The organism is Beijerinckia sp. L45 (assembly GCF_009765775.1).
Lineage (GTDB): Bacteria > Pseudomonadota > Alphaproteobacteria > Rhizobiales > Beijerinckiaceae > RH-AL1.
On the sequence record NZ_LMUU01000107.1, the window covers coordinates 43182 to 66097 of the forward strand.

General features: G+C 64.5%; 22 protein-coding genes and 1 pseudogene. 12 read left to right on the forward strand and 11 right to left on the reverse strand.

From position 1 onward, the window contains the following. Positions 1-413: pseudogene (locus GSQ79_RS11275) on the forward strand (hypothetical protein); the annotation flags it as partial. Between the two features lie 178 nt (positions 414-591). Here the strand turns inward: GSQ79_RS11275 and GSQ79_RS11280 are convergent. Together GSQ79_RS11280 and rfbC are read right to left on the reverse strand one after the other, a co-directional pair. After that, positions 592-1752 (reverse strand): MFS transporter, encoded by a 1161-nt coding sequence (locus GSQ79_RS11280; protein WP_246725274.1) that lies wholly within the window; start codon positions 1750-1752, stop codon positions 592-594. Between the two features lie 222 nt (positions 1753-1974). After that, positions 1975-2535, reverse strand: coding sequence for a dTDP-4-dehydrorhamnose 3,5-epimerase (rfbC, locus tag GSQ79_RS11285; protein WP_158808814.1), 561 nt, complete (start codon positions 2533-2535; stop codon positions 1975-1977). Between the two features lie 252 nt (positions 2536-2787). On the opposite strand from rfbC, the gene GSQ79_RS11290 reads away from it, so the two are divergent. The 4 genes from GSQ79_RS11290 to GSQ79_RS11305 all read left to right on the forward strand — a co-directional run bounded on the left by GSQ79_RS11290 (position 2788) and on the right by GSQ79_RS11305 (position 5647). Then, a complete protein-coding gene (locus GSQ79_RS11290; RefSeq protein ID WP_158808815.1) occupies positions 2788-3696 on the forward strand; it encodes a bifunctional 2-polyprenyl-6-hydroxyphenol methylase/3-demethylubiquinol 3-O-methyltransferase UbiG in 909 nt (302 codons plus the stop codon). Between the two features lie 168 nt (positions 3697-3864). Beyond that, a complete protein-coding gene (locus tag GSQ79_RS11295) occupies positions 3865-4260 on the forward strand; it encodes a phage holin family protein (protein ID WP_158808816.1) in 396 nt (131 codons plus the stop codon). Beyond that, entirely contained in the window at positions 4257-4544 is a 288-nt protein-coding gene (locus GSQ79_RS11300; RefSeq protein WP_158808817.1) for a DUF3618 domain-containing protein, read from the forward strand. Before GSQ79_RS11295 ends, GSQ79_RS11300 begins: the two co-directional genes overlap by 4 nt. Then, positions 4544-5647: a YihY/virulence factor BrkB family protein gene (locus GSQ79_RS11305; RefSeq protein ID WP_158808818.1), complete on the forward strand. Its 1104-nt coding sequence runs from the start codon at positions 4544-4546 to the stop codon at positions 5645-5647. The genes GSQ79_RS11300 and GSQ79_RS11305 overlap by 1 nt, the downstream gene beginning before the upstream one ends. A gap of 9 nt (positions 5648-5656) precedes the next feature. Here the strand turns inward: GSQ79_RS11305 and GSQ79_RS11310 are convergent, their stop codons facing one another. Then, positions 5657-6742 (reverse strand): glycosyltransferase family 2 protein, encoded by a 1086-nt coding sequence (locus tag GSQ79_RS11310; protein WP_256379016.1) that lies wholly within the window; start codon positions 6740-6742, stop codon positions 5657-5659. Between the two features lie 13 nt (positions 6743-6755). Continuing rightward, on the reverse strand, positions 6756-7886 hold the full coding sequence (locus tag GSQ79_RS11315) for an acyl-CoA dehydrogenase family protein (protein ID WP_158808820.1): 1131 nt from the start codon (positions 7884-7886) through the stop codon (positions 6756-6758). A gap of 70 nt (positions 7887-7956) precedes the next feature. Here GSQ79_RS11315 and GSQ79_RS11320 point away from each other — a divergent pair, with 70 nt between their 5' ends. The 3 genes from GSQ79_RS11320 to GSQ79_RS11330 all read left to right on the forward strand — a co-directional run bounded on the left by GSQ79_RS11320 (position 7957) and on the right by GSQ79_RS11330 (position 10590). Then, entirely contained in the window at positions 7957-8706 is a 750-nt protein-coding gene (locus GSQ79_RS11320) for a PIG-L deacetylase family protein (RefSeq protein ID WP_158808821.1), read from the forward strand. A gap of 118 nt (positions 8707-8824) precedes the next feature. After that, entirely contained in the window at positions 8825-9325 is a 501-nt protein-coding gene (locus GSQ79_RS11325; RefSeq protein WP_158808822.1) for a ferritin-like domain-containing protein, read from the forward strand. Positions 9326-9864: 539 nt separating this feature from the next. Then, complete coding sequence (locus tag GSQ79_RS11330; protein ID WP_158808823.1) at positions 9865-10590, forward strand: Crp/Fnr family transcriptional regulator; 726 nt, start codon at positions 9865-9867, stop codon at positions 10588-10590. A 120-nt stretch (positions 10591-10710) separates the two neighbouring features. On the opposite strand, the gene GSQ79_RS11335 is transcribed toward GSQ79_RS11330, so the two are convergent. Beyond that, the gene (locus GSQ79_RS11335) at positions 10711-11508 is read right to left on the reverse strand and encodes an SDR family NAD(P)-dependent oxidoreductase (protein ID WP_158808824.1); all 798 of its coding nucleotides are present in this window, start codon (positions 11506-11508) and stop codon (positions 10711-10713) included. A 79-nt stretch (positions 11509-11587) separates the two neighbouring features. Here GSQ79_RS11335 and GSQ79_RS11340 point away from each other — a divergent pair, with 79 nt between their 5' ends. The 3 genes from GSQ79_RS11340 to GSQ79_RS11350 all read left to right on the forward strand — a co-directional run bounded on the left by GSQ79_RS11340 (position 11588) and on the right by GSQ79_RS11350 (position 13915). Then, a complete protein-coding gene (locus GSQ79_RS11340; protein WP_158808825.1) occupies positions 11588-12523 on the forward strand; it encodes an alpha/beta hydrolase in 936 nt (311 codons plus the stop codon). Positions 12524-12623: 100 nt separating this feature from the next. Next, positions 12624-12845, forward strand: coding sequence for a hypothetical protein (locus tag GSQ79_RS11345; RefSeq protein WP_158808826.1), 222 nt, complete (start codon positions 12624-12626; stop codon positions 12843-12845). A 110-nt stretch (positions 12846-12955) separates the two neighbouring features. After that, entirely contained in the window at positions 12956-13915 is a 960-nt protein-coding gene (locus GSQ79_RS11350; protein ID WP_158808827.1) for a peptidylprolyl isomerase, read from the forward strand. Positions 13916-13936: 21 nt separating this feature from the next. Here GSQ79_RS11350 and GSQ79_RS11355 read toward each other — a convergent pair whose 3' ends face one another. The 5 genes from GSQ79_RS11355 to GSQ79_RS11375 form a co-directional block, all read right to left on the reverse strand. Next, entirely contained in the window at positions 13937-15454 is a 1518-nt protein-coding gene (locus tag GSQ79_RS11355; protein WP_158808828.1) for a sodium/solute symporter, read from the reverse strand. Further along, positions 15451-15675 (reverse strand): DUF485 domain-containing protein, encoded by a 225-nt coding sequence (locus tag GSQ79_RS11360; RefSeq protein WP_158808829.1) that lies wholly within the window; start codon positions 15673-15675, stop codon positions 15451-15453. The genes GSQ79_RS11355 and GSQ79_RS11360 overlap by 4 nt, the downstream gene beginning before the upstream one ends. Before the next feature lies 1 nt (position 15676). After that, positions 15677-16309 carry a glutathione S-transferase N-terminal domain-containing protein gene (locus tag GSQ79_RS11365; protein WP_158808830.1) on the reverse strand — a complete coding sequence of 211 codons (633 nt, stop codon included), beginning with the start codon at positions 16307-16309 and terminating at the stop codon, positions 15677-15679. A gap of 32 nt (positions 16310-16341) precedes the next feature. Continuing rightward, the gene (locus GSQ79_RS11370; protein ID WP_158808831.1) at positions 16342-17865 is read right to left on the reverse strand and encodes a malonyl-CoA synthase; all 1524 of its coding nucleotides are present in this window, start codon (positions 17863-17865) and stop codon (positions 16342-16344) included. Positions 17866-18026: 161 nt separating this feature from the next. Next, complete coding sequence (locus GSQ79_RS11375; protein WP_158808832.1) at positions 18027-20702, reverse strand: MMPL family transporter; 2676 nt, start codon at positions 20700-20702, stop codon at positions 18027-18029. Between the two features lie 392 nt (positions 20703-21094). On the opposite strand from GSQ79_RS11375, the gene hpnH reads away from it, so the two are divergent. Further along, positions 21095-22264, forward strand: a complete 1170-nt coding sequence (hpnH, locus tag GSQ79_RS11380) for an adenosyl-hopene transferase HpnH (RefSeq protein ID WP_158808833.1) — start codon at positions 21095-21097, stop codon at positions 22262-22264. On the opposite strand, the gene GSQ79_RS11385 is transcribed toward hpnH, so the two are convergent. Continuing rightward, positions 22181-22888 (reverse strand): phosphorylase, encoded by a 708-nt coding sequence (locus GSQ79_RS11385; RefSeq protein ID WP_246725262.1) that lies wholly within the window; start codon positions 22886-22888, stop codon positions 22181-22183. The genes hpnH and GSQ79_RS11385 overlap by 84 nt on opposite strands. Positions 22889-22916: the final 28 nt, after the last annotated feature.

Consider the following 22916-nt stretch of genomic DNA (forward strand, 5'->3'; position numbering starts at 1 on the left):
CGACCGCGTCGATCGCTCCCACCGCGACGGTAAAAGCGATCCCCGTCGCGCTGCCGCCGGCAAAGCCGATGGTCGCCAAAGCAACCCCGACCGTGACGGACGGTCCCGATGCCGCCAAGAAGGCTGCCCTCGACAAGGCCGTGCTGGAAGGCGACGCGTCGAAGAAGCCGCCGGTCATCGCGGAATGGGTCGTGCGCGAGGTCTATGACGGCGTTGCCGTCATCGAGAGCAAGCGCGGTCCGATGGAAGTCGTCCCGGGCGTCGCCATCCCTGGCGCCGGCGTCGTCAAGTCGATCGAGCGCCATGGCGCCGGCTGGACGGTGACGACCAGCAAGGGCCTGATCGCCTATCTCGCAGCCCCGCGCGAGCGCCAGCAGCACGGCTATTACCGCAGCATGCCGGAAGATTTTTAGAGCCGGCGCTCTGTCACCCCGGGGCGCCAAAGGCAAGCCCGGGGCGCCAAAGGCGAGCCCGGGGCCCATGAAACCGTGGATGCAGGACAGGCTGCATCTGGCGCTCATGTCTCAGACCTGGTGTTCGTAAGTCCCGCCCTTCGCTGCGCTTCGGCCGGGATGACATCGTGGAAAACGCCTACTTCGCCCGATCGCCTTCGAGCTTGGGCAGGTACCACGCCAGCAGCCCGATCAGCGGCAAGAACGCCGTGATCTTGTAGACAGTGGTGATGCTCGTCAGGTCGGCGAGTTCGCCGAGCCCCGCCGCCCCGAGGCCGCCCATACCGAAGGCAAAGCCGAAGAACAGTCCCGTCACCGTCCCGATGCGCCCAGGTAGCAGCTCCTGCGCGAAAACGATGATGGCCGGGAACGCCGACGACAGCACCAGGCCGATCAGCACCGCGCAAGCGCCCGTCATCGGCAGGTTCAAGTAGGGCATCGCCAGGGTCAACGGCAGCACGCCCAGGATCGACCCCCAGATCACCGCGCGCCGGCCGATGCGATCGCCGATCGGGCCGCCGAAAAACGTGCCGACGGCGGTCGCGCCGAGAAAGGCGAAGAGAAAGATCTGCGCCGTCTGCACCGACACGCCGAACTTCTGGATGAGGTAGAAAGTGAAGTAGCTCGACAGGCTCGCCATGTAGACGAACTTCGAGAAGATCAGCAGCAGCAGGACGACGATGGTCCAAACCACGGTCTTGCGCGACAGCGTCGAGACCGCCGCCACCTTGCGCGGCGTCCCGCGCCGCATTGCAAGATGGCCGCTATACCAATGCCCGACCGTTGCCAGCACCACGATGCCGACGAAGGCGATGGCGGAGAACCAGGCGATCGAGTGCTGGCCCTGCGGCACCACGATGAAGGCGGCAAGCAACGGCCCGATCGCCCCTCCGGCATAGCCACCGACCTGGAACAGCGATTGCGCGAAGCCGAATCGGCCGCCCGACGCCGCCCGCGCGATGCGCGACGCCTCCGGATGGAATACGGAGGACCCGATGCCGATCAGCGCTGCCGAGACCAGAATGACGCCGAAACTCGGCGCACGCGACAGCAGGATCAGGCCGCAGAGCGAAAACGCCATGCCGACGGCAAGCGAATAGGGGCTCGGCTTCTTGTCGGTGACGAAACCGACCACCGGCTGGAGGAACGAAGCCGTCAGCTGAAACGCCAGGGTGATCAGCCCGATCTGCCCGAAATCGAGATGAAACGAGTCTTTCAGGATCGGGTAGACCGACGGCACCAGCGACTGCACGGTATCGTTGATGAGGTGCGACAGGCTGAGCGCCACGAGTACCGCCATGACGGTCTGATCTTGCAGCGCCGGCTGAGCCGGCAAGGCGGTGCCCGGGATGTCGGCGCGCGCGGTCATGATTTCATCTCCCAACGCCGTAGCGTCTGACGGCGCTCATCGGCACCTGCCGTGATTGCCAGAAAAAAGCGCCGAGGCAAGGCTGTTGCGCGTGTTTTGCTGCCGGCCTCGATCAAATCACCGAAAGAGCTTCGGTATCTCAGGCAGATGGCGTCAGCGAAAGCGGAACGGCGTGGCTGCGTCGCGAAGCCGCGGCAAAACCGCATCCTTCTCGGAGACCTGCACGGTCGAGACCTCGACGGGCCAGTCAATCGCGATGTCTGGATCGTCCCAGCGCAGCCCCGACTCGCAGGCCTTCGCGTAAAACCCGTCGACCTTGTAGGCCACCATCGTGTCGTCTTCGAGCGTACAAAACCCGTGGGCGAAGCCGACGGGGATGAACAGCTGTTCGCCAGCGGCGGCCGTCAGCGTCGCCCCGCACCATTGTCCGTAGGTTGGGCTGCCCGACCGCAGGTCCACCGCAACGTCATAAACCGAGCCGGCCAGCACCCGCACCAGCTTGGCCTGCGGTTCGGGCGCCAGTTGGAAATGCAGGCCGCGGATCGTCCCGCGACGGGTCGAGAGGGACTGGTTGTCCTGCACGAACGTGGTCGTGATCTCGGCGGCCGCAATCGATTTCTGGTTATAGGTCTCGACGAAATATCCGCGGCTGTCGGCGAACTGCCGCGGCGTGATGAGCTTAACCCCATCGATCGCAAGGTTTTTGATATCCAAGACCCGGTGCTCCCAGCAGTGAAGGTGACGCCATGCTTATCGGCGCCTCCTGCCGGCTTCAAGGCCCGAGCGAGCCATGGCGTCATGCGACGAGTCCAGGGTTCAACATGCCTCGCGCGGTGGCTCGCGCGGTGGGACGACTTCGGCTAGAACTCGGCGGCAATCGAACACGTGCTGGGAACGAGGATCAGTTTTGAGACCTGAAACGACGGTGGCAGGAGACGCCTCTACGCGGCACCGGATGGCGGCGCCATGAGCCGACGTAACGCCGGGGTGCCGCGCCTGAAGCGCGGCTGGCTCGATTTTCTCCGCGCGTTCAAGCCGTCGGAAAACATGGTGGTGATCAACGAGCAATATGTCGCCTCGGCACCGTCGAAGCAGAACATTGCGGACATCTTCAAGGGTCGGTGGATCTCGGGCTTTCCCGACGCCTCCTGCGTGTCTGGGGGCGTCATCCCGCTGTTCCACGATGCGCGGATCACCTGGCTGATCGAACGTTGCGGGGGAAGTCTCGCATCCATGCGGGTTGCGGAACTCGGCCCTTTCGAAGGGGGCCACAGCTACATGCTGCTGGCGGCAGGCGCCGACGCGGTCGAGGCCGTCGAGGCCAACACCCTTAATTTCACCAAGACGCTGTTCGTCAAGGAAATCTTCGGGCTCAACCGCCTCGAACTGCAATTCGGCGAAATCGAGACGTGGTTGGCCGGATCCGACGCGCCCTTCGATCTGATCGTCGCCAGTGGCGTCCTCTATCACTTCAACGATCCACTGGCCGCGCTGCACAACATGACGAAGCGCACCAACCGCATCTTCCTGTGGACGCACTTCATGCATGACACCTACATGCCGCCCGGAGACATCCGGCTTGGCGCCTTCACCGGTAAGACGACGGAGCGCGTCGTCGACGGCTTTACCTGCAGCTACCATTTGCGCAGCTACGTCGGGGCGCAAACGAAGACCGCCTTCTGTGGCGGCGTGTCCAAGGATTCGATCTGGATCGGCCACGACGCCATCGTGCAGGCCCTGCAATACTGGGGCTTCGCCGTCGAGGAAACGATGCTCGATCCCGATCATGCCAACGGCCCCAGCGCCTGTTTTCTGGCAACCCGCATCGGCTGCGTCACCCCGCCTTCGATCGAGGCCGGCGACCCCTCGGGCTGAGACCGCATGCTTCCGCTTCGTGCGTTCCCGAGACCCGTCGAACGCCACGCTTTTTTGAATTGCGGCGGAACTGTTGCGGCTTTTGCGCGCTAGCTCTGCAGGTCCCGCGCGCCTGCGCGAGCGCATGCGGGATCTTGCATCCCGTTCGAAGCAACCGTGAGATACAGCATGAGCGATACGGATATGGCGCGGCCCTCGACGGCTAGCCTATTGGGCGAGGCACTGTCCCAGACCTCGCGTCTCGTCGCCGCTGAAATTCAGCTGGTCCGCATCGAGATCAGCGACAAGATTTCGATCGCGATCAAGGCCATTGTCGGCATCGTCGTCGCCGCGGTCTTTTTGATCGTTGCGATGATCTTCCTTCTTCAGGGCGTCGTCGCGCTTCTCGTCGGCTTCGGCTTGGCCGTGTCGGTCGCCAATTTCGCCGTCGGCGGCGGGATCGCCGTTCTTGCGGCCATCGCGATTGTCGTCGCCCTGCGCAGCTTGTCGGCCTCAAAACTCAAGCCGAGCCGCACGATCCGGCAGATGCAGGAAAATTCCGAATTGGTGAAGGGCGCACGATGAGCGATTTGGTCGAGACCGCGGCGTCGGCGGAAGCGGAAGTCGAGCAGGCGCGCGCCGACCTCGCCGCGACGCTGGATCAGTTGAAGGACAACCTTCAGCCCAAGCACCTCTTCACCGAGGTCATGGCCCGGCCGCGCGATCGTGTCTCGCATTGGCTCGCGACTTATGGGCGCTTCGCCAAGCATAGTCCGATCGCCGGCGTGATTATCGGGGCAGCCGCTTTGACGCTGACCGGCTCGATGATGCGCAGGGATTCACGTCGGGCGCGAAAGTTGCCGCGCTGATGGCATCGAAGCGACCCTCGACGCTGGCCGCGTTCATCGCGGCATTTGCTTTGGCCGCTTCGGTCCGGGCATCCTATCGCCGCGCCGCTGGCGCAACGCAAAGGCCGATCGCCGTGTCGGTCAAGGGCCGCGCACCGACGGCGACCGGGCCGGCACCTAGCGCCGCGCCGATGGAGCAGGGCCGCGGCGCTGACACCCCGGCCGAGATCCCGCCACGCGGCTGGTGGGACATCGCCAAACGCACCGCCACGATGTTTTCCGAGAACGAACTCATGGCCGAGGCAGCCGGCGTGACGTTTTACGCCCTGCTCGCCATCTTCCCCGCGATCGCCGCCTTGATCTCGCTCTACGGGTTGGTCGCCGATCCGAAGACCATCGGAGAGCACCTCGATACGGCGTCAGGCTTCCTGCCCGGCGGCGGCATGGACATCATCAAGGAACAGGTTCAGCGGCTGACACAAAACCCCGCGAGCAGTCTCGGCTTCGGCGCCATTCTGGGTCTTGCGACGGCCTTGTGGAGCGCGAATCAGGGCAGCAAGGCCGTCTTCAGCGCCTTGAACAATGTCTATGACGAAAAAGAGAAACGCGGCTTCATCAAGCTGACCGCCGTGACTCTCGGTTTTACCGCGGGCGCCCTCGTCTTTTTGCTGATCGTCATGGCGGCGGTCGTGGTGCTGCCCATCGTCTTGAATTTTGTCGGTCTGGAAGGCTCGACGGATTTGCTCGTGCGTGTCGCGAGATGGCCGGCGGTGCTAGTTCTCCTCGCTCTGTTCCTTGCCGTGCTCTATCGCCTCGGCCCGAGCCGTGAGGCCGCGAAGTGGCGCTGGATAAGCTGGGGCAGCGCCTTCGCCGCGCTGACGTGGATCGGGCTATCCATAGGCTTCTCCTGGTACGTCACTCACTTCGGTAACTACAACAAGACCTACGGCTCGCTCGGCGCGGTGGTCGGCTTCATGACCTGGATCTGGCTGTCGACGACGGTCATTTTGGTCGGCGCGCAGCTCAATGCAGAGATGGAGCTGCAGACCGCCAAGGATACCACGACCGGTCGGGACCAACCGATCGGCAACCGCGGCGCGACCCGGGCCAACCGGGTCGCCTGACTTTTTGTCTCAGCTCGGCGCGACGGTCTCGGCCTTCGGGTCCAATGGGGAGATCGTGAGCCGCGGGTCGAGTGTCGCCGAGGGGGCGGTGAGTGCGGTCAGCAGTTTCGCCCTTATCGTCGATGTCGACGTGCGGATCGCCGCACCAGCCTTGAGAGCGCGAAGAATGGTGCGCGCAGCCAGGATCTGAGCCGGGAGTTCGTCGGGTCCGACCGGTCGGCTCTTGCCGCGATCGGACTGTCTCGGCTGCCGCAGAATGTCGAATGCCGGCCTCAGATACGTATCGCACCGCGCGCGCGGCTCTTCGATGCGCAGACGCATCGTGTCGGCGCACCCGCCTTCGGCGCGGCCGATAAGCCGACCCGAGGTGATCACCTTGACCTCGGGCGCATGGCGGATGCGGAAACCGCCTGACCGCAAGGCCCGAGCCAGCGCGCGATCCTCCCCAAGCGCCTTATTCGGGACGCCGCCGACGGCGCGGAAGCTCGCCAGCGTCAGGGCGAAGGACGCGCCCGACTCCGTCGGGTGTCGGGGCCACGGATCATGGGGCTGCGGATCCAGCCACGTCTCCAGCTCGCAAACCAGGGCTTCGTAGCGGCCTTCCAAAGCGCCGCGCGCCTTCAGGCTCGCCGGCAGGGCTGCTTCGTCATCGGGATCGAGCGCCAACGTTCCGGCTACCGCGTCGGCTCCGGCATCGATGGCTGCGATGGTGTTGGCGACCCAGTCCGGTGGGACCCGTGAATCCGCATCCGTGGTCAGCAACAACCCCGGGCCACCCTGCTCTTCGAGGCACCGGGCCGCAGCTTCCATGGCATGGCGTCGTGCGCCGCCGGCACTGGCGTCCTGCGGCGGCAAGGTCGCGGTGACGATCGTCAGCCGAAATCGCAGCGCTTCGGCCAGCGAAGCGGCAATCTCGGCTGTCCCGTCATCCGAGTTGTTGACGAAAAGCAGAACGTCGAACGGCAGCCGGAAAGTTGCGCCGAGGCTCTCCTGATCCGAGAGAGCCATGAGACACGCGGCGATACGGTCCGCTTCGTTTTTTACTGGAATCGCGACAACGATCTTCCAAGCACAACTATCCAGAGTCCCGGTCACAGCACGCTCACGCTTACGGGCCCTCGGTGCCCTGATGGAAGAAAAAGGCTCCCGCCGATTCCAGAGACGCATCGAGCGCCGGTTGGCGGAGGTAGGTCGTCAGATCGCGGACGATCCGCTCGACCGGGTTCGGATGCATGAAAGCTTTAAGTCCAAGAGACTTCTCGGCGCGTTCGACGAGCGTGAGGGCGGCGCGCTCGAAAGCGCCGCGCATCAAGTCCACGTAAGCGTCGATCGCCGCGGGATCGCCGTCCTCGTCCTCGGCGCGACGGCACGCTTCCGACACCCAGAGCCTGGCGGTTTCGACCGATGCCGCGGCGTCGCCGAAACGTGCCCGCTGCACGCGATCGCCGTCACGGCCGCTTTCGACAAGCTGGCTGCGGTAGCTTTCGAGCAGCGCCCGCAGGCCGCCAAACTGCACGGCCATGACGCGCCAGGCGCCACCGCGAAAATAGGGCGAGCGCATATAGTCGCCGGGGCGTCCGACGATGGCGTCCGGAGTGACGGAAATGCCGGTAAAATCGACGCTTCCGGTCGCCGTGGCCTTCATGCCGGTGGCTGTCCAGGCCGAGACGTCGACGCGGCCCATATCGGGGACATGCGGCAGCATCAGTTGATTTTCGCCGGCGGTTTTGGCTGCGACGAGGGGGCGCTGGATATGGCCTGCACCGGAGGCGAGAATTTTTCGACCGATGAGAACCGGCGCGGCAGCGTCGCCCGCCAAACTCAAGGACACGGCGTCCTCGGCCATCCACACGCCCGTCAGGCGCCCGGCATCGGCCTCGGCCTGCAACAGCGCGACGTTCGCCGCCGAGCCGTACAGGCGAACGAGCTTCACGGCATTGACATGGCCTTCGTAAAGACGGCCGAGCGGGAGACTGCCTTGTCCGATGACCGAGAGCACATCGAACAGAAGCATCGGGTCGCTCGGTGGCGACGCCAGATCGCAGCCGCCGCATGCCGCCGAGAATGGCGCATGCAGAAGCCCGAGCTTGCGCAGCTCGACGACTTCCGCATGAGGGAAGGCGCCATCGCGATCGAGACTATCGTTTTTCACGGCCAGAGCCGCAACGGCGCGCGCCCGCTCGATCAGCGGGTGATGCTGTTTGAACGATGTCGGGGAAGCAGCGGGGGTATGTGTCACACGTCTGCAACCAGCGCGGGGCTTAGCCGTTCCACCGCCCGAGACGAAGAGGCCGAAAGAGAGGCGATACGTGACGAATCGACCTGAAATGACGCACACGCGGTGGCGCGATGCCCCGGTGACCGGTCTCGACGGGCTGATCGGCGATCGTCCGATCCTGATCCTGGCGCCGCACGCCGACGACGAGACCATCGGCTGCGGCGGCCTGATCTGCCAGGCCGTCCGCGCCGGCATTCCGATCGCGATCGAGTTCCTCACCGATGGATCGCGATCGCATACGTCCAAAACCTTCGATCGCGTCCGCTTGGCGGCGCTGCGTCAGGCCGAAGCGCTGAAGGCCGTGGCGCACCTTGGAGTCGATGCGGGCTGTGTTCGCTTCTGGGCCGAGGAAGACAGCCGGCTCCCGGCGGACGGCGAGGCGGCCGATGCCCTGGCTCAAGCGCTTCAGAGGCGGATCATCGAGACGGACGCCGGCGCCGTCTTCGTGACATGGATCGACGATCCGCACCGCGACCACAAGGCGGCCTTCAGCTTGGCCTTGTGCAGCCTCGTGGGCCTTGCGGTGCCGCCGCGCCTATACGCATACCCTGTATGGTCGTGGACGATCGATACGCCACAAAGCGCTTATGAAGAATCCGTCATGCGTCTCGCCATTGGCGATGACCTCGCCACCAAGCGTAAAGCGCTCGCTTGTCACGCCAGCCAGCTCGGACAGGTGATCTCAGACGACCCCGATGGTTTCAGCCTTTCGGCAGATGATCTCGCGCTCTTCGTGCAGCCGTTCGAGACCTTCATCGCAGTCGCGCGTCCGCGCAACTGACGCCGTTTCATATCACCGGTTCGACATAAAAAAATTGCTCGAACCTATGAGGCCATTTTTGTGCTTCGACGTTGAAGGCGCAGGCGCTTCAGATGAATCGCTGCAAGGGAGGATAAAGATGGCGACCAAGGAAAAGACGCTGCATGACGCTTTCTACGAGACCCTGAAGGACGTCTATTACGCCGAAAAGCAGTCGGTGAAGGCGCTGAAGAAATCTGCCAAGGCGGCTAAGGCCCCGGAGCTGAAGCAGGCTTTCGAAAAGCACCAGGAAGAAAGCGCCGTGCAAGTCGAACGTCTGACCCAGGTTTTCGAACTGATCGGCAAGCCGGCTCGGGCGAAAACCTGCGAAGCCATGCAAGGCATCACGTCCGAGATGGAAGAGGATCTTGAAGATTTCGGCGCGACCGCTGCCGCCGACGCCGTTCTTATCGGATGCGCGCAGGCGATCGAGCACTACGAGATCGCGCGTTACGGCATGCTGAAGACCTGGGCGACGCAGCTCGGTCTCCCCGATGCCGCAAAGCTTCTCGACGCGACGCTGCAGGAAGAAAAGAAGACCGACGAGCTTCTGACCAAGCTGGCGGAAACGCTTAACGTCGACGCAAAGCAAGCCGCCTAGCGACCGCGCCTCTGGGCCGCTCGTCGTGACGACGGCGGCCCGGACTGGCTTACGTCCGCCTCTGCGCCGGGATCATCGTCGCGGATGCCGCCCCGCACCGCCCGGAGGGCAATCCCCAACTTTTCTCTTATAGACAACCGCAAGCTACACTATTGCCAGTTTTCTGATCTACGTCTTGCGCCACTATATTCCACGACGGGCGTGAGACCCTTTCATTGCTGAAGTCGTGTTAAGCGCCTATAGGAGTCGAACGTGACCGCAATTGATCGAAAGGGCTCAGCTGGGGCGCGTTCGAACGGCGTCAGACTGTTTCGGAATCTTATGCCAAGGTTGCTCAACTCCAAGTGTGCTATCGTGACGATGCAGTTCAGCCCGCGCCCCCGAACCTGGCAACCGCCCGAAGCTGCCACGTTGCCAGCGACGGCCGAGTTGGCGATCGAGCGTGAAAGGGCGCCTAAGTCGCAAGCTTCGATGCAGGTCCTATCGTGGTGAGCTACCCGTCCGCCATCCCGATCGATCGTGCAACCCAAGGAGCATGGATGAGTCCATGGGTCCGGAAGCTCGATCACTTTGCGCCGCTGTCGCCGTCGGACCGGCTCGTGCTGGAAGAGATCAGCACCGGCGGCGAAACCCATGAAGCCGGCATACTTCTCGCGCAAGCGGGTGATGCCTTGGAAGGCATCTTTGTCGTCGTCGAAGGCTTAGCCTGCAGCTTCAAACTGCGATCGGACGGTGCGCGCCAGATCACCGCCTATCTCGTGCCCGGCGACTTTTGCGATGTCGATGTCGCGCCACAGATTATGGATCATTGCTTCGGCACGCTGTCGGCCTGCCGTATTGCCAAGGTGTCGCGCGAGACGCTGCGTCAGGTGAAGCAGGGCCGGCCGGCGGTGGCCGAGGCCCTGCACATCTCGGCGCTCGTCGATGAGGCAACACTGCGCGAGTGGCTGATGAACATCGGGCGGCGCTCTGCCGAGGAGCGGATCGCGCATCTGTTCTGCGAACTCTCGACACGCATGCAGGCCGTCGGCCTCGTCGAGGACAACAGCTTTCGGTTGCCGCTGACGCAGTTCGATCTCGGCGACACGCTCGGCCTGTCCTATGTCCACGTCAATCGCACCCTGCAGGTCCTCCGCCAGCAAGGCCTGATCGTCCTGCGCGGGAAGACGCTGACGATCCTCGATGCGGCAGGCCTCAAGGCTTTGGCCGAGTTCAATCCGGGTTACCTCCGGACGGGCGCGCGCGGGACGGTCGCGTCAATTTGAGGCGGCTGTCACGGTCTCGGTGTCCGATCAGATTTTTGAAATCATAGGATTCTTGGGGAGGCCATTCGCGCGGTACACCCGGGTGGTATCGTGTCGGTGCCCGCGATGACCTACCGCGCCTCACACAGTTGCAACCGACCCGCCGTCGACACGCATGTTTGCGCCGTTGATAAAGGTCGCGTGCTTCGAACAGAGGAACACGACAAGCGAGGCGACCTCCTCCGGGCGCCCACGGCGCTGCAATTCGAGAGTCGGACGCTCTTCCTTCAGAAAGGACTTGATCGCTTCGTCGAAACTCGTGCCGTTCGTCTTCGCGCGCTTCTCCATCATCGCGTCCGTCATCGGCGTCGCTATGTAGGCCGGACTTACGGAATTCACCAGAACGCCATGCTTGGAATAGGTTTTTGACAAACCTTTTGCCAGATTGAGGATTCCGGCCTTGGCGGCACAGTAGGGAAGTTCGTCGGCATAGGGCTGCTCGGCGTCTTCCGACCCGAACAGGATGATACGGCCGGCCTTGCGCTCGACCATTGCGGGGACGAAGGCACGGACCACTCGAACCGTTCCCATCAAAAGAACCTGAAGCGTGTCGAGCCAGCCGGCATCGTTGATGGTGTGAAAGTCGCCCGTCGCGCCGGTGACGCCGGCAGCATTCACCAGGAAGTCGACGGCGCCCAGCCTCGCGACGGCGGCATCGCGCAAGGCGTCGACGGAAGCCGCGTCGGTGACATCGACCACGACAGGAAAGACATCGCCAAAGGCGCTGAGCTCCGCAGCAGCCTTGTCGATCTGGTCCTGGTACTGGTCGGCGATGACGACCTTGACGCCTTCGTCCAGAAGCATGCGGGCCGTCATAAAGCCCATCCCCGAGTCGGCGCCCGTCACAACCGCCGTCTTGCCCTTGATGCCGTAATCCATGCCTGGTCCTTGCGTGCGAAAGATTTGGGAACACGCCGGGCGGGTGATTGTTGCCTGCCGAGACACAGGGACACAGGCGATGATGGATCCGCAGGCCAAATCCGTCGTCGACGCGATGCAGGCCGACGCCAGGCCGATGCCCTCGGACGATCGCATTTGGCTCGACGACTATCGTAGGCAGCTCGACGCAGTGGTGGCGATGCAAGGACCCGTGCCGTTGGCGCCATCCGTCGATCGAGCGGTGTCGACGGGTACCGGCGCGCTCGGCCTGCGGCTCTATCGTCCAACGGAGCATGGCCCCTGGCCGACGCTCCTGTTCATCCATGGCGGCGGCTTCGTCGGCGGCTCGCTCGACGGATACGATATTCCGCTGCGCTGGCTGGCGCTGCGCTCGGGCTGGCAGATCGCCGCCATCGACTATCGGCTGGCGCCGGAGCATCCGTTTCCTGCGGCGCCCGATGATTGCGCCGCGGCGCTCCGCAGTCTCTTCGAAGATGCCAGCCTTGGCGCCGAACGAACCCGGATCGCCGTCGGCGGCGACAGTGCGGGCGGCCTCCTCGCCACCGTCCTCGCGCGGTCCGCACGAGACGGCGGCTTGCGCCTGGCGCTGCAGGTGCTGCTGTACCCGAACACCGATCTGCGAGAAGGCGGCCTGCATGCCTCCAGGCGACAATTCGACGGGATTGTCATCCGCATCGACGAACTCTATCGCAGCCTCGATCTCTACCTCGGCGGGACAGACCGCAGCCGTCCCGACGTATCGCCGCTTCTCGCCGACGATTTGGCGGGCCTCTGCCCTGCCCTTCTCGTCACCAACGGCTACGATCCGCTGCGCGACGAAGGCGAGGCCTATGGCAGGCGCCTCGAGGCGGCAGGTGTGACGGTCGAAACGTTGCGCATGGATGGCATGATCCATACAGCCCTGCAGCGCGCCGCCAGGATCGATGCCGGCGACGCGCTGATCACGCGCATCGCCGCAGCCTTGAAGGCCGCGGCGACAGCGCCATCGCATTAGACGGCATCGCGGATCGGCTCGTTTCAAGCGAACGGGAACGCTCGGTGCCGCCTGTCGCTTGCCATGCTGACGCGATGGATCAGTCACCGGGACCCTGCTGATGAGCGAGAGCATGAACGGAAGCAATGTGAGCCGCAAGGCGCAGGCTTATCGCGAGGGGTTCTGCGAAGGCGCCCGCGCCATCCTCAAGGCAATCGGCGACGATCTTCCTGGCGAGCAGATGCGCGTGCTGGAAAAATGGGTCGCCGGCCCGCTCACGGCCTGGCGCCACGCCGACGACGACGCGAGCCCGCCGCCGCTGCCGATGATCGACGGGGCTTGAGCGACAGGGTCCGAGGCAGGTATACCCCAATCGGCTGCGGGCACACTTAAGCCAGATTTCGCTTGCACGGCTTCCGCGTTGCTATCGCCGTTTCTTTGGAGAATCCGTTGATGTCGTTTGCCAAGAGCTTGTCGAGCCTTCGTCCCGCGCGATGGAGTGTTATCGCTCTTAGCCTCGCAATCGGGTCCGTCCCAGCGGCGTCCTTTGCCCAGCCGGCCCCTACCCCTGCCCCAGCGACGCCGGCCCCTGCGGCGCCCGATACGCCGAAGCTTCCCCCCGAAACCGTGCTCGCCAAGGTCAACGGCAAAAACATCACCCAGCTCGACCTCGACCTCGCGGCCGAGGATATCGGCTCGAACCTGGCGCCGCAGCTGACCGGCAAAGCCAAGGACGCCTACCTGCTGGACTATCTCATCGACGGTAACCTGGTGGCGCAGAAGGCTGCCGCGGCCAAGGTCGACCAGGCGCCGGAATTCGCGCAGAAGCTCGCCTATGCCAAAGACAAGCTGCTGATGGAATCGCAGCTGACCGACATCGCCAAAAATGCGACCAGCGATACGTCGCTGCATGCGATCTATGACGAGGCGGCCAAGGCGCAGAAGCCGCAGGAGGAAATTCACGCGCGCCACATTCTGGTGGCGACGGAAGGCGATGCCCAGGCGGCCTTGAAGCGGCTGAAGGCCGGCGAGGATTTCGCCAAGGTCGCCAAGGATATGTCGAAGGATCCGGGATCCGAGGGCGGCGAACTCGGCTGGTTCACCAAGGATCGCATGGTCCCGGCCTTTGCCGACGCTGCGTTCAAGCTCAAGGACAACGAGATTTCGGAGCCGGTGAAGACGCAGTTCGGCTGGCACGTCATCCAGCTTGAGGGCCGCCGCCAGAAGACCTTCCCCGCGTTCGACCAGGTCAAGGACCAGATCGCCCGCTACGCCGTGCAGAAGGCTCAGAGCGATCTCATCGTCGCACTGCGCAAGGACGCCAAGATCGAGCGCACCGCAGCGGCCCCACCGGCCGATGCGCCGGTGATCGCGGCGCCGGGCGATGCGGCACCTGCCCCGACAGACAAGTAGGCGACAGCCCGACGCGGTCGCCTAAAGCGATCGCGCCGGTTCAGGAAGGGGCGTGGCCGCGACCCGCGCGCGCGCCACCAGCGACACGCCGATCGCCACGGCAAAGGCCAGCGGCATCGTGACGATTGCAGGCGGATCGAACGGGAACAGCGGCGCGGCATGGCCGAGCACCTTGACCCACACCGCCGGGCCGATGACCGTCAGCCCGACTGCTGAGACGAGCCCCGTCACGCCGCCCGCGATTGCCCCTGCCGTCGTCAGGCCGCGCCAGTAGATCGCCAGGACCAGAACCGGGAAATTGGCGCTGGCCGCCACGGCGAAGGCGAGCGCCACCATGTAAGCGACGTTCTGACTGCGGAAGACCAGACCGAGCGCCACCGCAAGCACGCCGAGCGCGACGGTCGCGATCCGCGATACCCGCATTTCCAGGCGCTCGTTGGTCCGGCGGAATGCTCGCGCATAGAGATCGTGGGAGACGGCCGAGGCGCCGGCGAGGGTCAACCCCGACACAACCGCCAGGATCGTCGCGAAGCCGACCGCCGATATGAAGCCCATCATCGACGCGCCACCTACGGCGTGGGCGAGATGGATCGCCGCCATGTTGCCGCCGCCGCGCAATGCGCCCGCTGCGGTATGGTAGGCGGGATCCGGCAGGACGAGCGCCACCGCGCCATAGCCGATGATCATCACCAGCAGGAAGAAGCTGCCGATGAAGGCCGTGGTGTAGAGCACCGATACGCGAGCCGTGCGGACATCCGCCACGGTGAAGAAGCGCATCAGAATATGCGGCAGGCCGGCCGTGCCGAATGTGAGCGCAATGGCCAGCGAGAAAGCGGAGACGGGATCGGCGCGAAGCGCCGACGACGCCAGGATCGCCTGATGCTTGGGATGCACCGCGACCGCCTTGGTCAGCAGGGCCACGGGATCGAAGCCGAACTGCGCCAGCGTCAGAATGGCGATGAGCACGGCACCGGCGAGGAACAGGCCGGCCTTGATGATCTGCACCCATGTCGTTGCGGCCATCCCGCCAAACGTGACGTAGATGATCATCAGACAGCCGACGATTACGAGCGCGTAGACGTAATCGAGCCCGAACAAGAGTTCGATCAACTGCCCGGCCCCGACCATCTGCGCGATGAGATAGAACACGATGACGACGAGCGAATTGCAGGCGGCCATGATGCGCATCGGCCGCTCCGAAAGGCGGCGCGCGAGCACATCGGCGAAGGAAAAACTGCCGATGGCGCGCAACGGCTCCGCCACCAGGAAGAGCAGCACCGGCCAGCCCATCAGAAAGCCCAGAGCATAGAGGATGCCGTCGAAGCCGCTCGTCGTGATGACGGCGGTGATCCCGAGAAAGGCCGCGGCAGACAGAAAGTCTCCGGCCATGGCAAGGCCGTTCTGCAGCGCGGTGATGTCGCCGCCTGCCGTATAGAACGAGGCCCGCGTGCGGCTCCGGGCGGCGACACGCCAGGTGATCACCAGAGTGATGCCGACGAAAACGAGAAACAGGGCGATGGCGAGCGGATCGGTCTTCATCGGGCACGCCTGTTGGCAATGAGGACGTAAAGGCCTGTGAGCGCGATCGCGCCGACGATCAGGGTCGCCGCAAGGACGACGGACAGCGGAATGATGCCGATGACGCCTTCCGAGAAGGTGGCCGGCGACGCGGCGCCCAAGGCAAGAAAGCCCCCGAACGCAGCGACGACGATGGCTGTGAAGATGAAGGAAATGCGGCGATCGATGCGGGTCGGGTCCATCTCAGACCACCCGATCGCGGATCGTCTGGGCGACCGGCGTCGTGCCGGCAAAGGACGGCCGGGCGAACAGCCTGTCCGCATAGGTCGCCAGATCGGGAAAGGCGGTTCGCCAATCCTTTTCCGGAAAGCGCACGCCGAGATAACCGAGCGCGCTGCCGGCCGCGATATCGGCAAGCCCGAAGCCATCGCCGATGGCGTGGGGGCCGCGCTTGATCAGCCGCGCCAGTTCGGCGACGCCACCGTCGATCTTGCGTTTTTGCCGCAGAATCCACGGCTCGCTTTGATGGCCCTGCGGCCGCATCCGTTCGAACATGATGAGGATGACGGCATCGCAGATCCCGTCGGCGATCACCTCGATGCGCTTGTGCGCGAGGATGCCGTCGTCGTCGGCCGGGAGCAGCGGCGGCTCGGGATAGCGCCGCTCCAGCCATTCCATGATGTAGCTCGACTGGAACAGCGGCTCACCACCGTCCGGCAGGAGCACCGGGAGCTTTTCGAGGGGATTGTGCTGGGGCAGCGACGTGTCGTCGTTCCACGGCACTTCCGTCATCAGATCGAAGGCGATGCCCTTTTCGGCGAGCGCGATGCGGATTTTGCGGGCGTACGGCGACGGCGTGGCACTGATGAGTTTCATGCCGTCGAGTTGCAAGCACCGTACCAGCCGCTCTACCCGGCGAACGTCGCCTTGTACTGGTCGCGCAGCGCGTTCTTCTGCACCTTGCCCATCGCATTGCGCGGCAGTTCGGACAAAAAGAACACCCGCTTCGGCAGCTTGAACTTCGCCAAACGCCCGTGGAGCGCGCCCTGTACCGCGGTTTCGTCGAGCCCGGCGCCGGGCTGCAGCACGACGACGGCCGCAACGCCCTCGCCGAAATCCTTGTGCGGCAGGCCGATCACGGCGCTTTCCAGCACGCCCGAGATGGCGTCGATCTCGAGTTCGAGTTCCTTGGGATAGACGTTGAAGCCGCCGGTGATAATGAGGTCCTTGCCGCGACCGACGATATGCAGATAGCCGTCCGGGTCCACCTGGCAAAGGTCGCCGGTGATAAAGAACCCGTCCGGCCGAAACTCGGCCGCGGTCTTCTCCGGATTGCGCCAGTAGCCCTTGAAGACGTTGGGGCCCTTGACCTCCAGCATCCCGATCGCGCCCGCCGCTACGGAAACGCCCGTCTCGGGATCGACCACGCGAAGCGCGACGCCCGGCAGGGGAAATCCGACGGTACCGGCGCGTCGGTCGCCCTTGTAGGGGTTCGACGTGCTCATGTTCGTCTCGGTCATGCCGTAGCGCTCGAGGATCGCGTGCCCCGTGCGGGCGAACCAGTCGCGATGCGTCTCCGCCAGCAGCGGCGCCGATCCGGAGGTGAACAAGCGGATGGTCCTGGCGGTCTCGGTGGTGAAATCGGGACGATCGAGGAGGCGGGTGTAGAACGTCGGAACGCCCATCATGGTGGTGGCGCCTGGCATCTCGCTGATGATCTCGCCGGCATCGAATTTCGGCAGGAAGAGCATGCTGGCGCCGGAAAACAGCACCACGTTCGTCGCCACGAACAGACCATGCGTGTGGTAGACGGGCAGCGCGTGCAGCAGGCGGTCGGCGGCGGTGAAGCGCCAGATTTCGACCAGCGCCTCGGCATTGGAGACGAGGTTTGCGTGCGTCAGCATCGCGCCTTTGGATCGCCCTGTCGTGCCGGACGTGTAGAGGATCGCGGCGAGATCGTCCGGCGCGCGCGGGACTTCGGCGACAGTATCGGGCTGCGTCTGCGCCAAGTCGTACAGCGACCCGCGCCCGTCAGGTCCCAGCGTCTCGGCAGCTGCGACGCCGCAATCCTTGGCAAGGGCGGCGATAGCTTTGTGCCGTGCGGGATCGCAGACGAAGACTGTCGGCTCGGCATCACGCAGAAAATAGTCGAGCTCGCCGGTGGTATAGGCGGTGTTGAGCGGGAGAAAGACCGCCCCGGCGCGGATCGCGCCGAGATAGAGCATCAAGCCTTCCGGCGATTTCTCGATCTGTGCGGCGACCCGATCGCCGGGCGCGACTCCGAGCGCGACCAGCGCGTTGGCCATCTGCGCCGAGCGCGCCAGCATGTCGGCATAGGTCCAGGCGGCGGCGGCCGACGATTGCGGCGCCTGCAGGAAGGGCGCGGCGGGCGTCGCGCGCGCTTCGACGGCGGCGAAGAAGTGGTTGTGCAAGACTATACAGGTTCCTGATGCTGATTTGACGGCGACTTTAGCCGTTTATCGCCGGCGGGACATCGCCCGTTAAGCCGACCGTCCGACGAGCCGCGTATAATCCCAGGCAACGCCGTTCGGCGCGACCCGGGATCGTGCAGCATCATCCGACCAACGCGCGATCAACGCACTTCCGTCTTGCGTGGCGGGCCCATCAGAGCCGGCTGGAAGAGGATGGCGGCGGCCAGCGTGCAGACAAGCGACAGAGCCATCAGCTTGCCCATGCTCGACGTGCCCGGATGGTTCGACGCCCAGAGGCTGCCGAAGGCGGTCGCGGTGGTCAACGCGCTCCAGAACACGGCGCGGGTGAGGCTCGACTGCAGCAGCTTCTTGGTGCCGGCGCGCCAGGCCATCACGAAGTAGATCTTGAACGCCACGCCCAGTCCCAGCAACAGCGGCAGGGCGATGATGTTGGCGAAGTTGAGCGGCATGCCGATCAGCACGGTGATCTCGAGCGTCAGCACCCCGGCGAGCAGCAATGGCACCAGCGTCAGCAGCACGTCACCGACGCGGCGCAGCACGATCAACAGGATGATGAAGATCAGGCCGATGGCGATGGCGCCGGCCTCGAGGAAGGCGCGCTTCACCGTCTGGCCGGCGCCCTGGATCGACACCGGCTGACCCGACGCGTGCGGCGCCACGGATTTGATCGAATCGGCGAAGCGGATCATCGTCGCGTTGTCGTTGGCGTCACCCTTGGGGGCCGCCTCAACCCGCGCTTGGCCGTCCTTGGCGATGTAAAGATCCTTGAGCGCCGGGGGAATCGAGGCGACGGTGATCTTTTCAGCCGCCAGGCTGCCGCGCAGGCCGCTCAGCGTCTGATTGACCGGGGGCAGCAGGACCGCACGGGCGCGATCGCGAACCGCCGGCGCCGCGTCGGCCAATTTCTGGGCGAGCTGGGCGAAGTGGCGCGAGTCATCCGCGCCCTTGCTCGCCGTGGTCCCGGCTGTCGACTCGAAGGCCGCACCGACCTTGCGGAGGTCGGCGATGTCGTCGGCGTCGCTCGGCGCCGCGATGTGATTGTTCGGATCCATGACCGGCAGCAGCGTCTTGGCAGCGCCGGCGATCAGCGCGAGCTTCGCGTCCTGGTCATCCGGCACAAGGCTCGTCAGAGTGGTCACACGGGCAACATCGGGGAGCTGCCGCAGCTTGTCGGCGGTCGCGTCAGCGGCTTGCAGGTTCGGCTCGAGCACGCTGATCGTCTGCGTGTCGGTCTCCGGATCCTTCATCAGGTCGATCAGGGTCGAGATCGCCTCGGTCTTCTGATTGTCGAGGTTGAGCGGGTTGAAGTCGAACGACAGGTGCGTCAGCAGGGGTGCGCCCATCGCCGCGACGGCAAGGGTCCCGAAGATGATGATGAAACGGTGACGCTCGATGAAATCGTCGACGGGGCCCAAGAACTTGTAGCCGACCGCCTCGCGCTCGGCCGGCGGCCGGATGACTGCGAGCAGGGCGGGCAGGATCGTGATGGCGCAAAAGAAGGCGATCAGCATGCCGGTGCCGGCGATCTCGCCGAGGTCACGGACGCCGCGGTAATCCGTCGGCAGGAAGGCGTAGAAGCCGGCCATCGTCGCCAGGGCCGCGAGCGCCAACGGACGGCCGACCTTCGAGGCCGCCATATGCAGGGCGTCGGTGAAGTCCGGATGGTCGAACCTCTCCGCCTTGTAGCGGACGCTGAACTGGATGCCGAAATCGACGCCGATGCCGATGAACAGGACGGCGAAGGCGATCGACAGCACGTTGAGCTGATGCACCAGCAGCAGGCCGGCAGCAAAGGTCACGACGAGGCCGACGAGAACAGCGGCGAATACCGCCCCGACGATCTTGAAGGACTTCAGCGCGGCATAGACGATTGCCACGACCGCGACGATCATCAGCAGGCCGTTGAACCCGAAACCATCGAGCACGGTCGAAAATTCGGCGTCGGCAATTGGCACCTGCCCCGTCATACGGACGGTGACGCCATGATCCGGGTCGAGGTGGAGGTCGGCCGCCGCCTTGCGGACGAAGTCGGTCGGCACGGCGCCGGGTTCGACGGCGGAATAGTCGAGGACCGGGCTGATCTGGATGAACTTGCGTGTCTGGCGGCTCGAAGGCTTCTCGTCGTTGCCGAACAGATTCTGCAGCGAAAAGAACGCCGGCTTGTCCGCCAGGATGTTCTCCAGAGCCTGGTTCATCGAGGCGATCGGGCGATCGTAGCTGTCCAGCGTGCCTTTGTTGGCCCGCACGCCACGGCTGATATATTCGAATCCGTCCATCAGACCGCGCAGCGACGGGTCGGAACTCATGATGCCAAGAACGGGACGCGCCTGCTGAAGCTCGCCGACCGTCTTGCGCAGGTCCGGCGTCGGCAGGAACAGAAGACCGTTCTTGGCGAAGAACGGGCCGCCGTCCGGCTGCACCACAGACTTAAAGATGTCCGGATGGTTCTGCAGCTTGTCGTTCAGGGCGCTCGCGGCGGCGCTGGCCGCTTCCGGCGTCTTGCCGTCGATAACCACGATGAGGGAGTCGGCCTGGTTCGGGAACGCCTTGTCGTAGGCGATCTCGTCCTGCCGCCACGGCACGGACGCGTCGATGAAGTCGTCGGTGTTGGTGTTGATCGCGGAATCGTTGGGATCCATGAAGCGCCCCACGACGTACCAGCCCGAGACGACGGTCAGCGCGAGAGCGACGGCGAGCACGAGCCAGCGGTACCTGGCGGAAGCCATGACGATCGCGACGACGAAGCGGGTTATGGGCCCATGCGAAGCCGGCATCGCAGACGCGTGGAGATCGGCGGGCTCATGCGAGGTCGTCATGCGTTGCAAACACCGTTTTCAGAGGAGAGGCTGCATGATCCGCCAGCCATCCGTAGAATGACCAAGCGAGCCGCCTGTGGCCAGGATGCGGCAGAGTTTGCCATAAAGCCGAGCGGACGCGCCTCAGTCTTGTAATTATGTCCCGTAAATGTCATCCCTGCCAACGCCCGGCAAGGAAAAAGAACCAATAGCCGGGTATCGGAGGGCCGCATGTGTTGCCATCCGGTTCAGAAGTCTGTGATGCGTGAGCACTTTGGCGGCACACTCTTGCCACGTCGAAGATCTTGTGCGGCCGACTTAATTACCTAGGTGATCGCCGATCACGCACGCTTGGGACACATGTCCCGAGGCTTTTCGCGTGATCTTGATGAACTTTATCGAGGAGCCGGATCGTGGGCATCCCTTTCTTGCAGATGGCGACAGTCGGGTCCTACGTGGCCCGCCAGGAATTCTTCGGCAAAAAAATCGCCGGTAAGAAACGCTACCCGCTCGTCCTGATGCTGGAACCGCTGTTTCGCTGCAACCTCGCCTGCGCCGGCTGCGGCAAAATCGACTATCCGGACAAGATCCTGAACGAACGCCTGCCCGTCGCCGATGCGCTTGCCGCAATGGACGAGTGCGGCGCGCCGGTCGTCGTCGTCGCCGGCGGTGAGCCGCTGCTGCACAAGGAACTGCCGCAGATCGTCGAAGGCGCGATCGCCAAGAAGAAGTGGATCACGGTCTGCACCAACGCGTTGCTGCTCGAGAAGAATCTTCACAAGTACAAGCCCAACAAATACTTCAATTGGTCGATCCATCTCGATGGCGACAAAGCGATGCACGACAAGTCGGTGTGTCAGCAGGGCGTCTACGACAAGGCGCTCGCCGCGCTGAAGAAGGCCAAGGAGATGGGTTTCCGCGTCACCATCAACGCAACACTCTTCAATGATGCCGATCCGGTTCGCGTCGCGAAATTCCTCGACGAGGCGAAGACCTGGGGCATCGAAGGCGTCACCGTATCGCCCGGCTACGCCTACGAGCGCGCGCCGGACCAGCAGCACTTCCTCAACCGCGCCAAGACCAAGGAGCTGTTCCGCAGCATCTTCGCGCTGGGTGAAGGCGGCAAGCGCTGGCCGTTCTACCAGTCCGCGCTGTTCCTCGACTTCCTGGCCGGCAACAAGACCTATCAGTGCACGCCCTGGGGCAACCCGACGCTGACGGTCTTCGGCTGGCAGAAGCCCTGCTATCTCCTCGGCGAAGGCTATACCAAGACCTTCAAAGAGCTGATGGAAACCACGGAGTGGGACAAGTACGGCACCGGCAACTACGAGAAGTGCGCGGACTGCATGGTCCATTGCGGCTTCGAGGCCACTGCCGTCACCGACTCCTTCCGCCGGCCCTGGAAGCTGATCGGCCCGGCGCTGCGCGGCATCCGCAGCAAGGGCAAGATGGCGCCGGAACTGTCGCTCGCCAACCAGCGTCCGGCCGAATTCGTCTTTTCACGCCATGTCGAGAAGCGGATCGCCGAGATCGATGCCAAGCCGGCCGTAGTCCGCGCCAAGCAGCTGACGCCCGCGGAGTAGGCCGGCAAAGGCGGCGCGGGCATCGAACGCCGTCCGGATCAGCCCCGGAAGCTGACGCGGATTCCGCGCCAGCGACGTGAGAACGGCGGGTAGATCCACCCGCCCGTCCGCTCGCATGCCGACCGTCGCCGCATGCGGCAACTGCCGCTCCGCCGGGTCGGCGACCACGCGGATCGCGGCGAACGACAGGCCATGGGCCGCCGCGACCCGCGCCACGATATGCGACTCCATGTCAACGATCGAGGCGCCGCGATCGCGAAACAGCGCCGCCTTTTCCGCGACGCCAGCCAGCGGCGTATCCACCCCGGCGAAATCGGCCAGCGGTGCGTGCAGACGCCCGGCCAAAGCCTGCGCCCAGATTATATTGGCTTCGTAATATCGGCCGCTCGGGGCCATGACGCGGCGTGCCACCACGATGGCGCCTGGCCGAAGCTCAGGCGCCAGGCCGCCGGCGATGCCGAAGCTGACGAGCGCCCCGCCCTGCCGGACCGCCGCGGTCAACGCCGCTTCGAGAGCTAAGCCGTCGCCACCACCCGCGATCACCGTAACGTCCGGCCCCGCCGCGATCTTGGCCTCGGCTTTCAGGCCGCAGGCGACGATGATAGTTTGCATGACGGTCGACATATGGCGCGCTCTCGGGAATCCGGCGCCC